Origin of the sequence: Corynebacterium propinquum DSM 44285, assembly GCF_000375525.1 — a bacterium.
Lineage (GTDB): Bacteria > Actinomycetota > Actinomycetes > Mycobacteriales > Mycobacteriaceae > Corynebacterium > Corynebacterium propinquum.
The window spans coordinates 140,976-153,888 of the sequence record NZ_AQXC01000003.1 but is presented as its reverse complement, the minus strand read 5'-3'; the positions used below and the strand labels follow the sequence as shown (position 1 = coordinate 153,888).

At 54.4% G+C, this 12,913-nt stretch carries 12 protein-coding genes; 7 read left to right on the top strand and 5 right to left on the bottom strand.

Features of this window, described 5'->3' with window-relative positions:
- The 4 genes from hpaE (at nucleotide 1) to B142_RS0104090 (ending at nucleotide 4,301) form a co-directional block, all read left to right on the top strand.
- Entirely contained in the window at nucleotides 1–1,518 is a 1,518-nt protein-coding gene (gene hpaE / locus B142_RS0104105) for a 5-carboxymethyl-2-hydroxymuconate semialdehyde dehydrogenase (RefSeq protein WP_018120280.1), read from the top strand.
- Between the two features lie 91 nt (nucleotides 1,519–1,609).
- Nucleotides 1,610–2,704 carry a 3,4-dihydroxyphenylacetate 2,3-dioxygenase gene (gene hpaD, locus B142_RS0104100; RefSeq protein WP_018120279.1) on the top strand — a complete coding sequence of 365 codons (1,095 nt, stop codon included), beginning with the start codon at nucleotides 1,610–1,612 and terminating at the stop codon, nucleotides 2,702–2,704.
- Nucleotides 2,705–2,751: 47 nt separating this feature from the next.
- Complete coding sequence (gene hpaH / locus B142_RS0104095) at nucleotides 2,752–3,537, top strand: 2-oxo-hept-4-ene-1,7-dioate hydratase (protein WP_018120278.1); 786 nt, start codon at nucleotides 2,752–2,754, stop codon at nucleotides 3,535–3,537.
- Nucleotides 3,522–4,301 carry an HpcH/HpaI aldolase family protein gene (locus tag B142_RS0104090; RefSeq protein WP_018120277.1) on the top strand — a complete coding sequence of 260 codons (780 nt, stop codon included), beginning with the start codon at nucleotides 3,522–3,524 and terminating at the stop codon, nucleotides 4,299–4,301. The genes hpaH and B142_RS0104090 overlap by 16 nt, the downstream gene beginning before the upstream one ends.
- Nucleotides 4,302–4,314: 13 nt before the next feature.
- On the opposite strand, the gene B142_RS0104085 is transcribed toward B142_RS0104090, so the two are convergent.
- A complete protein-coding gene (locus B142_RS0104085) occupies nucleotides 4,315–4,980 on the bottom strand; it encodes an MOSC domain-containing protein (RefSeq protein WP_018120276.1) in 666 nt (221 codons plus the stop codon).
- Between the two features lie 56 nt (nucleotides 4,981–5,036).
- A complete protein-coding gene (locus tag B142_RS0104080) occupies nucleotides 5,037–6,422 on the bottom strand; it encodes an aldehyde dehydrogenase family protein (protein WP_039733781.1) in 1,386 nt (461 codons plus the stop codon).
- Between the two features lie 246 nt (nucleotides 6,423–6,668).
- On the opposite strand from B142_RS0104080, the gene B142_RS0104075 reads away from it, so the two are divergent.
- On the top strand, nucleotides 6,669–7,373 hold the full coding sequence (locus tag B142_RS0104075) for an ATP-binding protein (protein WP_018120274.1): 705 nt from the start codon (nucleotides 6,669–6,671) through the stop codon (nucleotides 7,371–7,373).
- Nucleotides 7,374–7,488: 115 nt separating this feature from the next.
- On the opposite strand, the gene B142_RS0104070 is transcribed toward B142_RS0104075, so the two are convergent.
- The 3 genes from B142_RS0104070 to B142_RS0104060 all read right to left on the bottom strand — a co-directional run bounded on the left by B142_RS0104070 (nucleotide 7,489) and on the right by B142_RS0104060 (nucleotide 11,035).
- On the bottom strand, nucleotides 7,489–8,808 hold the full coding sequence (locus B142_RS0104070) for an MFS transporter (protein WP_018120273.1): 1,320 nt from the start codon (nucleotides 8,806–8,808) through the stop codon (nucleotides 7,489–7,491).
- Nucleotides 8,809–8,861: 53 nt separating this feature from the next.
- Nucleotides 8,862–10,172 carry an AMP-binding protein gene (locus tag B142_RS11855; protein WP_018120272.1) on the bottom strand — a complete coding sequence of 437 codons (1,311 nt, stop codon included), beginning with the start codon at nucleotides 10,170–10,172 and terminating at the stop codon, nucleotides 8,862–8,864.
- Between the two features lie 218 nt (nucleotides 10,173–10,390).
- Entirely contained in the window at nucleotides 10,391–11,035 is a 645-nt protein-coding gene (locus B142_RS0104060; protein WP_018120271.1) for a TetR/AcrR family transcriptional regulator, read from the bottom strand.
- Between the two features lie 201 nt (nucleotides 11,036–11,236).
- On the opposite strand from B142_RS0104060, the gene paaI reads away from it, so the two are divergent.
- Entirely contained in the window at nucleotides 11,237–11,674 is a 438-nt protein-coding gene (gene paaI / locus B142_RS0104055; RefSeq protein ID WP_018120270.1) for a hydroxyphenylacetyl-CoA thioesterase PaaI, read from the top strand.
- A gap of 205 nt (nucleotides 11,675–11,879) precedes the next feature.
- Nucleotides 11,880–12,863 (top strand): 1,2-phenylacetyl-CoA epoxidase subunit PaaA, encoded by a 984-nt coding sequence (gene paaA, locus B142_RS0104050; RefSeq protein ID WP_018120269.1) that lies wholly within the window; start codon nucleotides 11,880–11,882, stop codon nucleotides 12,861–12,863.
- Nucleotides 12,864–12,913: the final 50 nt, after the last annotated feature.

The window sequence follows — 12,913 nt, the reverse complement described above, 5'->3', positions numbered from 1 at the left end:
ATGAACGCAATTAATAATGATGCAGCTAAACCTAGTGATCTTCCAGAAAAGATCCTGCACTACATCAATGGTGAATTCGTAGAATCCATTGATGGCGAAGAATTCGATGTTGTCGACCCAGTGACCAACCGGACGTACATCACTGCAGCATCGGGTAAGCCGCAGGATATCGATAGAGCAGTCGCTGCCGCGAAGGAAGCTTTTGACAATGGCACGTGGTCCAACGCACTTCCGCGTGAGCGGGCTCGCGTGCTGAACAACATTGCCGACGTCGTCGAAACGCGTGCGGAAAAACTGGCTGCCTGGGAATCTTTTGACTCCGGCCTGCCCATCACGCAAGCCACCGGCCAAGCCAAGCGTGCCGCGGAAAACTTCCGCTTTTTCGCAGATCTCATCGTCGCGCAGGCAGATGATGCGTATAAGGTGCCGGGCCGTCAGATCAACTACGTTAACCGCAAACCCATCGGCGTCGCTGGCTTGATCACCCCGTGGAACACTCCGTTCATGTTGGAATCCTGGAAGCTGGCTCCAGCTATTGCGACGGGTAACTCCGTGGTGCTGAAACCTGCCGAGTTCACCCCGCTTTCAGCGCAGCTGTGGGCAGGAATCTTTGAGGAAGCAGGCTTGCCGAAGGGCGTATTCAACCTGGTCAATGGCTACGGTGAAGAAGGCTATGCCGGTGATCCACTGGTCAAGCACCCAGATGTACCACTGATTTCCTTTACCGGTGAATCCCGCACCGGCCAGGCAATTTTCTCCAATGCCGCACCACACCTGAAGGGCTTGTCGATGGAGCTGGGCGGTAAGTCTCCAGCCATCGTTTTCAATGATGCGGATATGGAAACCGCGATCGATGCCTGCATTTTCGGCGTGTTCTCGTTGAACGGTGAGCGTTGCACCGCAGGTTCGCGCATCCTGGTGCAGCGTGATATCTACGACGAGTTCGTCGAACGCTACGCTGCGCAGGCCAAGCGCGTCAAGGTTGGCCTGCCGTCGGATCCGAAGACGGAAGTCGGTGCGCTGGTACACCCAGAACACTATGAAAAGGTGACCTCGTACATCGAAATCGGCAAGAAGGAAGCCACCCTAGCCGCTGGTGGTGAGCGCCCGGAGGAATTCCCGGAGGGTAACTTCGTGCAGCCAACCGTATTCATCGATGTGAAACCGGATGCGAAGATCTTCCAAGAAGAAATCTTCGGCCCAGTCGTCGCCATTACCCCATTCGATACCGAAGAAGAAGCCCTGGAACTGGCGAACAACACCAAGTACGGCCTGGCTGCCTACGTGTGGACTTCCGACCTGAAGCGCGCCCACAACTTCGCGCAAAACGTGGAAGCCGGCATGGTGTGGCTGAATTCGAACAACGTCCGTGACCTGCGCACCCCATTCGGTGGTGTGAAAGCTTCCGGGCTCGGTCACGAAGGCGGCTACCGCTCGATTGACTTCTACACCGACCAGCAAGCAGTCCACATCAACCTGGACAAAGTCCACAACCCTGTGTTCGGCAAGCAGGACTAAGCACATTTAGCTGCGCCGCCCACCCCTCATGCCGCTTCAGTGCCAGGTCAGCTCCTGATCTGGCGCTAGCCCTCTGTTTTAAGGAGTCATCATGACTGATACCCAATCTCCAAAAGTTCAAGCACCAGATATCCTGCGCTGCGCGTATATGGAAATCGTCGTCACGGATTTGGAAGCTTCCCGTAAGTTCTACGTCGACACGCTCGGTCTTGTCGTGACCGACGAGGATGATGATGCGATCTACCTGCGCACCTATGAGGAATTCATCCACCACAACTTGGTGTTGCGGAAAGGTGAGCAGGCTGCGGTGGCGGCGTTTGCCTACCGTGTGCGCAGCCCAGAAGATCTTGACCTGGCCGAGGAATTCTATAAAGCGCGTGGCTGTGAGGTGCGACGAAACAAAGATGGATTCGTCAAAGGCATTGGCGATTCCGTGCGCGTGCAGGATCCGCTGGGCTTTCCCTATGAATTCTTCTACGAAGTAGAACACCGCGAGCGTCTTGCCTGGAGCTACGATGCACACATCCCGGGTGCAATCGTGCGCCTGGACCACTTCAATCAGATCACCCCGGATGTACCGAGCGCAGTGGGCTACATGGAAGATCTCGGGTTCCGCATCACCGAAGACATCCGGGACTCCGAAGGCACGGTCTACGCAGCCTGGATGCGCCGGAAGCCCACCGTGCACGATACCGCTATGACCGGTGGCGATGGCCCGCGTATGCACCACATCGCATTTGCGACACACGAAAAGCACAACATCATCGCTATCTGCGACAAGCTGGGTGCATTGCGTGAATCGGACCGCATTGAACGAGGCCCAGGCCGACACGGCGTTTCCAACGCGTACTACCTGTACCTGCGCGACCCAGACGGACACCGCGTCGAGATCTACACCCAGGATTACTACACCGGAGACCCAGACAACCCGGCCGTGACCTGGGACGTCCACGATAACCAGCGCCGCGACTGGTGGGGCACGCCAGTCGTTCCGTCCTGGTATAGCGAGGGATCACTCGTTCTGGATTTAGACGGCAACCCGGTTCCGCTGACCTCGCGTACCGACGCCTCCGAGATGGAGCAGACCATTGGTGCTGACGGCTTCTCGTACACTCGCCCGGACGACGATAAAGACAAGCTTCCCGATTGGAAGAAGGGCGAATACAAGCTGGGCAACCAACTGTAAACCTAGGCGGGGATCAGGCTAGGAACCAGGCTACAAGGAGGAACGTCATGTTGAGCAAACAGCAGCAGATAGTCATTGCCGACGAACTAGCGCAGGCGGAAAAAGACCACAAACCAGTGGAGCTTTTGACCAAGCGCTTTCCGGAGATGACCGTGGAGGATTCCTACGCGGTGCAGGCAGAATGGGTTCGTCGCGGAATCGCCGACGGCCGTAAGCTCGTCGGCAGGAAAATCGGGCTGACCTCGAAGGTGATGCAAGAGGCAACCGGCATCACCGAGCCAGACTACGGGGCGATTTTCGCAGACCAGATTTTTGAAAACGGTTCCGTGATCGACCATGACCGTTTCTCCAGCGTGCGAATCGAGGTCGAGCTGGCGTTTGTTCTGAAAGACGATCTGCACGGCCCGTCGGCAAGCATTTTTGATGTCTTGCGCGCTACCGAATACGTCGTTCCTGCTCTGGAAATTTTGGATTCCCGGATTGAAATGCAGGGCCGCACTATCGTCGACACGATCTCGGATAATGCTGCTCTGGGCGCGATGATTTATGGGGGAAACCCCGTGGCACCGGATGCTGTGGACCTGCGATGGGTGTCCGCGTTGTTGTACCGCAACGAAGCGATTGAAGACACTGGGGTTGCGGCGGCAGTGCTGAATCATCCGGCCATGGGTGTGGCGTGGCTGGCTAATAAGCTGCATGCGCACGATGAGCACTTGCGCGCCGGGGATATTATTTTGGCAGGATCATTCACCAAACCAATGTGGGTGCATCCAGGAGATACCGTCCACGCCGATTATGGAAAGCTAGGAACCATCACATGCCGATTCCAGTAAAACTGCCCCGCACGTTTGCCCAGCAGCTGCAACAAGAATCCGGCCCGCAGGTCGGCGCGTGGATTTCTTCGGGCTCGCCGGTCGCGGCAGAAATCGTTGCTTCCGCAGGCTTTGATTGGCTGCTTGTCGACGGCGAGCACTCGCCGTATAGTTTGGAAACCGTCACTGATCTGCTGCGTGCCACTGATGCGTATGGTGCGACCCGCGTGGTGCGCGTGCCGGTGGGCGATACCGCTTTGATTAAGCAGTACCTGGATCTCGGTGCGCAGAATCTCATGGTGCCGATGGTGGATACCGCTGAGCAAGCCCGCGATGCGGTGGCCGCTATGCACTACCCGCCGCGAGGCGTGCGCGGGGTCGGTGCCGCGTTGGCACGTTCGTCGCGGTGGAATGCCGTGGAAGATTACCTGCAAAATGCATCTGACCTGGTGAGCCTGACTATCCAGCTGGAATCGGCGACTGCCGTGGACAACGCGGCAGAGATCGCCGCCGTTGATGGCGTGGATCAGTTGTTCATTGGGCCTTCTGACCTGGCTGCCTCGATGGGCGTGCTGGGCCAGCAGACTCACCCAGATGTGCTGGATGCCGTCTCCCGTGCGATGAAGGCATGCCAGGATGCGGGCAAACCCGTTGGCGTGAATGCTTTTAATTTGGAGCAGGCGCAAGCTTATTTGGACGCCGGCGCGTCATTTGTCCTGGTCGGCGCTGACGTGCAGCTGCTTGCTGGTGCGGCCCGGGGCTTAGCGGATAAGTTTGTGAAATAGGCAAGCGGTTGCCTTAGCGCTGCTGCCGCGCGTCGTATTTGGCGACTTTTGCGCACAGTTGTTCGTGATGCACTGGCGCCAGGCAGCCGATCTTGACGACGTGGCGGGCTAGTTCCATATCGCCCATTTTCGCGCGGAAGGCCATCCCCATGGTCACGTCGTGGTCTGGCTTGCCGACGAATTCCATGCTGTCACCTGCGGCGATTGTGCCGGGCGTGATGATGCGGAAGTATGCGCCGCAGTCTCCGTGGTCGGTGAAGGATTTCAGAAAACCTTGTGCGTTGATCCAGCCGGCGAACGTGGCGCAAGGGCTGCGGGGGATAGACACTTCTAGCAGTGCATCGCCAATTTTTATTTGTTGGTTGATCAGCAGTTCCGCCAGGTTGATTCCGCTGGTGGTGAGGTTTTCGCCGAAGAATCCGTCACGGAATTCACGGTGCAGTGCGGTTTCCCAGTAATCGAGTTCTTCGCGCGCGAAGGCGTACACAGCCTTGTCGGCGCCACCGTGGTGTTGGTGGTCGCCGATGGAATCACCGTGGATACCCGAACCATCGCCGTAGTGTGGGCCGGGAATTTTGAGTTCGATCGCGGGCTGCGGCTGTTTGTCGATGCCTGTGTAGTCATGGCGCCCACTCGGATCGGCACGACGGACGGCGACGTTGGTGGAGATGACCTTCATGCCAACCCATTATGGCTGGTTTTCTGGTTAGTTTCTCAGCTCTGTAGCGGTTCGTGCTAAGTGTTGATTGCTTGTGGATACGCCAAACCCTTCAACCCCTCAGTACCAAACTCCACCCCATAACCAGAAGATTTAATACCACCAAACGGCACCCGCGGATCCACCGCACCATGCTTATTAATCCACACCGTCCCAGCCTGCAGGCGGGCAGCCACCTCGCGGGCTTTCTGCGCATCCGCCGACCACACCGACGCACCCAACCCCACATCCAAACTATTCGCCCACGCAATCGCCTGATCCAACTCAGAATAACGAATCAACGGCACAGCCGGGCCAAACTGCTCTTGCGCAACCAATGGGTTATCCGGATCAATATCCGCCACGATCGTTACCGGATAGAAAAACCCCGGCGCATCATAATCCGGATCACCACCAACTAGCACACGCCCACCACCATCTTTTGCGGCTTTGACCAAACCGTCGACAATGTCGAACTGCGCTTTATTCTGCAGCGGGCCTAGCACGTTGTTCTCATCCAGACCATTGCCCATCGGCATCTTTTTCGCAATAGCCACCAAGGCCTCGGCCACCTCATCATAGATCGCATCCGGAACGTAGATACGCTTAGCTGCAGCACAGGTTTGCCCGGTGTTGATAAACGCACCCCAGAACAAGTCTTCGGCAATCGCTTCCGGGTCGACGTCGTCAAGCACTACGGCAGCATCGTTACCGCCAAGCTCCAGGGTCAGGCGGGTGATGTTGTTGGCAGAAGCCTCGATGATTTTCTTGCCGGTTTCAGTCGAACCAGTAAACATGATCTTGTCGATGCCTGGGTGGGTTGTCAGTGCTGCACCAACCCCACCATCACCAGTAACGATATGCAGCACGTCCTGCGGCAACACGGTATTGGCAATAGCAACCAGCGCACTGACCGATAGCGGGGTGTAGCCGGATGGCTTGACGACGACGGTGTTGCCCATGCGTAGCGCTGGGGCGATTTGCCAGATGGTGATCATCATCGGCCAGTTCCATGGACCAATCGCGCCGACAACACCCAGGGGCCGGTAGTGCACAGTAGCGGTGATGTCATCATCAACGGCGGTGTAATCCGGTGATTCAAACGAGGCGGTTGCCCGCAGCCAGGCGGCACATGCGCCTACCTCGAAGCGGGCGTTGGGTCCGTTGAGTGGTTTGCCTTGTTCTTGTGAGAGCAGTGTGGCCAGTGGCTCGGCGGCTTGCTCGATGGCATCGGCGAATTTGTTGAGCAGTTCGCAGCGGGCGTGATCGCCTTGGGCTTCCCAGTTTGGTTGTGCGGCACGTGCGGCAGCCACAGCGTCGTTGAGGTCGTTGTTGTCGTGGACCTGGTAGCTGCCGACCAGCTCGCCGGTGGCGGGGTTGTGGATCTTGGTGCCACCACCATCATTGGTGGTGATGGCGTTCATAATGGCGTCGTAGGTGGTGAGGGTGTGGGTTTCAGACACGGGGAACTCCTTAGTTTCCAGAAAAGAAGCACGATTTATGTGAGGTCAATCATATATGATTATGTTCATTCTCACCAGAGCTCAACGGTTTCGATTGCCTTTTTATCAACAGGGTGAACAGTGCGTAAGCAGGGCGTGCAGAAATGGCGACGGCCTGCCTAAGACTTGAGCCTTCAAGTTTAATCTGATGAAATTGATATTCATTGAATGACAAACCAGAAACCGGAGAGAAAGATGATGCAGCGTGGCCCTCATGCGCCGAGGCATGACGCTGACCATCTAACTAGCCGACAACGTGAATTAGAAAATATAGAACGCACGCTCGTCTTCATGTCCGATGATCCGGGGTTAGAGGGCCGCATTAAAGTTTTCGTAGGGGCTCGAGACGCCGATAAGACTATGTTTCTTCGAGGCGTGCAAAAATTGGCGGAGAAACGGAACTTCTCAACAATCTGGGTATCTGCTGTTCATGGGGCATTTTTAGATTCCTTATTGCGGGAATGTGGACGTATTAGTGGCACTTGGACAGAATCGGCGCGTCAGACATTCTCGGAATTGCTGGAACGAACTTCTAAAAGTTTCTGTGATCGCGGCGTGGAAGCTGCCGGTATCGCTGAGTCCCCTATGTCTCGTTTTCGAGCTAGTCTGTCTCGACAGTTACAAGAAGTGATTTCGTTCGTTGGCGAACAAGAGCGAGTAGTTAACAGCGGAGCTATTCTGTTAATTGATGACGTGCAGGATGCCGATGCAGAAACTCTACGTGCCTTAAGCTATGCCTGGCAACAGATGCAGTCGGAGTCGCCTGATTTACCGTTGATGACAATATGCGCGGGATCCGCCAATGCGCAGGACATCATTACTGATGCTGTGAGTATTGGCGAACGCTTTGAATATACCTACTTGGGGAATTAAGCGAATTTTATCGGGCTTGCGAAAACGAAAAGGCTGCACTAGAGAAAGGGTTCTAGTGCAGCCTGAAGCCAGCAGCCGTTAGCTATTCACAGAATAAGTGAATAGCTGGGCAGCATTAGTGTGCGTGGAGATCGCGATCCTGGATGCCGTTTGGCACAGTGCGAACGGCGATCAAGGAGATTACACAAACCACCGCAATATAGACACCGATAGAAATCGAGGTTCCGGTGGCGTTAAAGACCATTTCCGAAATCATCGGAGCGAATGCGCCACCGATGATTGACCCGAGTGCGTAGCCGATGGATACGCCTGAAAGACGAACGCTGACGGGGAACATTTCTGCATACATCGCGGATTGTGGAGCATACGATGGCCCGAGCAGAAGACCCATGACAATGATCGCGAAGGCGTAGAGGAATAGTGATCCTGTGTCGATGAGCATGAACGTAGGAACTGCCCATAAAGCCAGCAGGATGTAACCGATGGTGAAGAGCTTTTTCCGGCCGACTTGGTCAGACAGGCCACCTGAGATGTACATGCCGACGAGCCATGCGATAGCACCAAGCAATGCAACGAATAGTGCGGAGGTGCGGCTGTGTCCAACAACTCCAGTTGCATACGAGGTGAAATAAGCGATGATCAAGTAACCAGCGGCGTTGTTACCAGCGAAAATCAAGGCCGCTTTGATGACGGTTGGCGTGTGATTCTTGAAAAGTACGCGGACAGGGGCCGAGGAACGCTGCTTCAGCTTTTGCATTTCAGCGAATACTGGGGACTCCGCAACCAATGCGCGAATCCAAAACGCAATTACGATAAGGACGATCGAAGAAATGAATGGGATACGCCAACCCCATTCAAGAAACTGTTCTTGGCTGAGGATAGACGAAAGGATTAACATAAAGATCGTCGCCAAGAGCATTCCTGCAGGTACACCGAATTGCGGGAACGATCCAAAATATCCGCGTCGGCCTTGAGGTGCGTGTTCAACAGCGAGCATTGCTGCGCCTCCCCATTCACCGCCAGCGGATAATCCTTGGAGGATGCGCAGCAGAACCAGGATGATCGGGGCAGCCATCCCTATTGAGCTGTATGTCGGTAGGAAGCCAATGGCAACAGTTGCTCCTCCCATTCCTGCGAGGGTAAGGACCAAGACAATCTTTCTGCCGAATCGATCGCCGAGGTACCCAGCCAAAACCGCGCCTAATGGGCGAAACAGGAATGAGATTCCGAGTGAGGCCCAGGAAATAATCTGCGCCAAAGATGGGTTGTTGTTACCGACTGGATCGAAGTACAAGGTGGCAAAAACCAGTCCTGCCGCTTGTGCGTAGATAAAGAAGTCGAACCATTCGATAGTGGTACCAGCTACGGAACCGGCGAGCACTTTCTTATGCTCTTTCGTGAGCTTCTTTGATGAAGCTGGGGCTTGTGTTGTCATGATGGTGCCTCATGGGGTTCGGGCGCTAGGCGCGGTAAAACTGGATTTTTGACTTAGCGATTGTCGACGATGCGTTTAGCTTTTCCTTCGCCGCAATCAACGTGGTCACGAATGTCGATCTTGACGGAAACACCGATGCGGTCCTTGATCTTTTTGCCAAGCTGGTCTCGTGCTGCGGTGATCTCGGATTCAGAAACGTTGGGCGCATGTTCGATGAGCAGGGTGAGTGCATCCATTCGGCCCTGCTTTTCGAGTACGCATTGATACCGAGGGCGCAGTGTTTTATCTTCGACGATGAGTTCTTCGAATTGTGAAGGGAAGCAGTTCACGCCGCGTAAAATGATCATATCGTCGTTCCGTGCGGAAATGCGGTCGATCCTGCGCATCGAGCGTGCAGTACCAGGAAGAAGCCGGGTTAGATCGCGCGTCCGGTAGCGAATAATAGGGAATGCTTCTTTGGTGAGCGGGGTGATCACGAGTTCTCCCACTTCACCGTCAGGTACGGGCTGTAAAGTTTTTGGATCGACAATTTCTGGGTAGAAATGATCTTCCCACACAGTTAAACCATCCTTGGTCTCCACACATTCTTGTGCGACGCCTGGCCCCATCACTTCGGATAATCCGTAGATATCTGTGGCGTCGATGCCAAAGCCTTCTTCCAGGTCACGACGCATTCCTTCGCTCCAGGGCTCTGCACCGCAGATCGCAACCCGCAGGCTGGATTCGCGCGGGTCCAAGCCTTTTGCGCGCATCTGGTCGAGAACGTTGAGGAGGTATGACGGCGTGCCTAAGATGGCGTCCGGTTGAAAATCTTGCATAATTTGGATTTGGCGGTCGGTCTGACCACCAGAAGTAGGGATAGCCGTGCATCCCAGCTCTTCTACGCCGTAATGAGCTCCTAAACCACCGGTAAAAAGACCGTAGCCAAAAGTGATCTGCACTTTATCTCGTGCGGAGATCCCGCCGGCTCGGAGAGAACGCGCTACCAATGAGGCCCACACGCGGATGTCATTTTCGGTGTAGCCAACGACGGTGGGACGGCCGGTGGTGCCGGAAGATGCGTGGATACGTGCGACATTTCTTTGCTCTACAGCGAACATGCCGAAGGGATAGTTACTGCGCAGTGTTTCCTTTTCGGTGAAAGGGAATGCGGCGAGATCTGATAGTTCTTTAAAATCATCCGGGTGAACACCTTGCTCGTTGAAAGCTTGGCGATAATGAGGCACGTTGTAATACGCGTGGCGCAAGGTATTTTTTGCGCGCGCAGTTTGTAGCGCGATGATTTCGTCACGCGAGGCATATTCGATGCCCATCTGCGGACCGTGATGATCTGAATAGATGTCACTTGGTGTAGCAACTGTCATGAGATTTCCTTCACGCTGGGGAATAGTGCGATGTGCTCCATACGCCGAGTGAACAGCGGGAGCAAGCCGCCAACTGCATTAACTGACCTATCAATCAGTAAATTGGCCTGTGAGTCAGCTTACACATTTTGTTTGTGATTACAAACACTGTCCGGAAAAAATTTGCTTAGTGAAGGAAAACTGCTGGCAGTGCCCGTCATGCGAGACGAGACGGAGACTTATGTCTGTGGATGGGGGTTGCTGGTGGAAATTCCTGAAAAGACCACTGACTCAATGGTCTTCGCTAATTCATCTGCCGAAAGAGTTCCGTTCGGGGCATACCATTCGGTTATCGAGTTGATCATGCCGAAGATCAGGCGTCCTACTGTTGCGGGTTCTAATGACGGTGCGACATCTCCGTTGTCCTGCGCTTCGCGGAGCATTGTCACTAATGTCTGGGTATAATTTCTGCGGCGTTGCAGGGCCTGGTTTTCTACCGGCGAATTACCGCGTAGCCGGAGTAAGAGAGTTACTTCCTCAGGGTTGGCGCACAGTACCTCTGTGGAATGTCGGATGATTTGTCGTAAATTTTCGACGGGGTCGGCACTTTCTGTGCCTGCCTGAAATGCGCCGTCTAATCCGTCCAGTGCGACATCGATTGCGTATTCCAAGATCTCTTCCTTGGAATTCACGTGATGATAAATCGCTGACTTGGTTAGACCTAACGCTTGAGCAAGTTTGCCCATGCTGGTTGCTTCATAGCCGTGGTGATTAAATTCCCGAACTCCAGCTTTGAGGATGTCGTCCTTGGAATTTCCGGGGCGGCCGCGAGTTGGTTGCGAGTTCCGTGAAGATGGCGTGGCGGCGGTTGAATGATCGGTCATCGGGGCTACTCCGGAAGCAATGTATTGTATGTAATCCAATCATTTAGGTTAGACCACGAGGCTGTTCTGTGCAGGATTGGGTTTTCTGTCATGTGAGGCCTGTCGGCGGGACACTGTAGCAAAATAGTGATGTAGATCGCAAAATGTGGTAGGTTTCATTCCAGAAAAAGTTTAGCTAGCAAAAAGAATGGAATTGAACGAATGACATCTGAAATTATCGTGCAGGGAGTTGCAGAAACTGAAGAATTTCGCCACGTGAGGGAAATGTTTGCAAAAGACGCATGCAGCGCGATGATGGGGATGAAGCTGACGGGGATTACAGCTGAAACAGCTGCGGGCGAGATGCTGATCCGACCGGACATGTGTAATGGATTTGGATCTGCGCAGGGTGGGATGCTTTTTACTTTTGCGGATTCCATTTTTGCGGCCATGGCAAACGCGGCGGGAAAAACCGCGGTGGCTGCTTTTTGCTCGATCCATTATGCGCGGCCTGCATTTCAAGGTGAGATCGTTACGGCGACGGCGAAGCTGCAGGAAGCGTATGGCAAACATGGAATCGTCGATGTGACGGTGAAAAACCCTGCAGGCAAAACAGTGGCGGAGTTCCGGGGAACTTTCCGGCAGATCGATTCCCGATAGCTCGCGCAATGTTGAGCTACGATAACGGCACTTTTTAGGGGTGCCACAGGCCGTGGGATAGCAGCTGTCTGTTTAACTTTGCTCCAGAAATGGCTGGTCAAGAGTTTGTTTTCAAAGTAGAAGCAAATTACTTGACGCAGATCACACTTATCACATATACTGACCGAACGATCAGTTAATATCCCATCGGTTTAGGAGCGAAACCATGACTGCAACTGACATCAACACGGCTACCTCATCCACGTTGGATCAACAGGGGCAAGAGCGTTTCGAGCAGATCATCGCTGACGATTCACGCATTGAGCCGACGGACTGGATGCCGGAGAAATACCGCAAGACCTTGGTGCGGCAAATGTCGCAGCATGCACACTCAGAAATCATCGGCATGCAGCCGGAGGCCAACTGGATCACCCGGGCGCCGTCGTTGAAGCGCAAGGCTATTCTGATGGCGAAAGTACAGGACGAAGCTGGTCATGGGCTGTATTTGTATTCGGCAGCCGAAACCCTTGGAACTTCCCGGGACGACATGGTCGAGGCACTGCTCGACGGCAGTGCAAAGTACTCTTCAATCTTCAACTATCCAGCACGCACCTGGGCAGATATTGGATCAATTGGCTGGCTTGTCGACGGTGCAGCGATCTGCAATCAAGTTCCGCTTTGCCGTGCATCGTATGCACCTTATGGGCGTGCGATGGTGCGAATCTGTAAAGAAGAATCCTTCCACCAACGCCAAGGCTGGGAAATTTTGTATGAGTTGTCGCACGGCACTCCAGAGCAAAAGCAGATGGCGCAAGAAGCAATTAACCGGTTCTATGGGCCTGCGCTGCAGATGTTTGGTCCTACCGACGATAACTCGCCAAATTCGCAACAGTCCATGGCGTGGAAGATCAAGCGGCACTCGAATGATGAATTGCGCCAGCGCTTCGTCGACATGATTGTGCCCCAAGCTGAAGCACTGGGGCTGCACTTTGAAGATCCAGACCTGAAATGGAATGAAGAGCGTGGTCATTACGACTTCGGAGAGTTGGACTGGGACGAATTCTTCACGACGATCAAAGGTTCTGGTCCGTGCAACACGCAGCGCATGCAACGTCGTCGGCAAGCTCACCGTGACGGAGCGTGGGTCCGAGAAGCAGCCGCTGCTTATGCCGAAAAATATCAACACGTCGATATGGCTTTGAGCGCGTAATCGGGCGTAGCGATGAGCTACTAACGCCGTTGCATGAATTCTAAGGAGAA

Coding starts and splice junctions, on each gene's coding strand:
- B142_RS0104085 (WP_018120276.1), bottom strand. CDS start 4,980: ATGAAGGTCATCTCCACCAACGTCGCCGTCCGTCGTGCCGATCCGAGT.
- B142_RS0104090 (WP_018120277.1), top strand. CDS start 3,522: ATGCCGATTCCAGTAAAACTGCCCCGCACGTTTGCCCAGCAGCTGCAA.
- B142_RS11855 (WP_018120272.1), bottom strand. CDS start 10,172: ATGACAGTTGCTACACCAAGTGACATCTATTCAGATCATCACGGTCCG.
- hpaD (WP_018120279.1), top strand. CDS start 1,610: ATGACTGATACCCAATCTCCAAAAGTTCAAGCACCAGATATCCTGCGC.
- B142_RS0104070 (WP_018120273.1), bottom strand. CDS start 8,808: ATGACAACACAAGCCCCAGCTTCATCAAAGAAGCTCACGAAAGAGCAT.
- hpaH (WP_018120278.1), top strand. CDS start 2,752: ATGTTGAGCAAACAGCAGCAGATAGTCATTGCCGACGAACTAGCGCAG.
- paaA (WP_018120269.1), top strand. CDS start 11,880: ATGACTGCAACTGACATCAACACGGCTACCTCATCCACGTTGGATCAA.
- B142_RS0104080 (WP_039733781.1), bottom strand. CDS start 6,422: ATGAACGCCATCACCACCAATGATGGTGGTGGCACCAAGATCCACAAC.
- hpaE (WP_018120280.1), top strand. CDS start 1: ATGAACGCAATTAATAATGATGCAGCTAAACCTAGTGATCTTCCAGAA.
- B142_RS0104060 (WP_018120271.1), bottom strand. CDS start 11,035: ATGACCGATCATTCAACCGCCGCCACGCCATCTTCACGGAACTCGCAA.
- B142_RS0104075 (WP_018120274.1), top strand. CDS start 6,669: ATGACAAACCAGAAACCGGAGAGAAAGATGATGCAGCGTGGCCCTCAT.
- paaI (WP_018120270.1), top strand. CDS start 11,237: ATGACATCTGAAATTATCGTGCAGGGAGTTGCAGAAACTGAAGAATTT.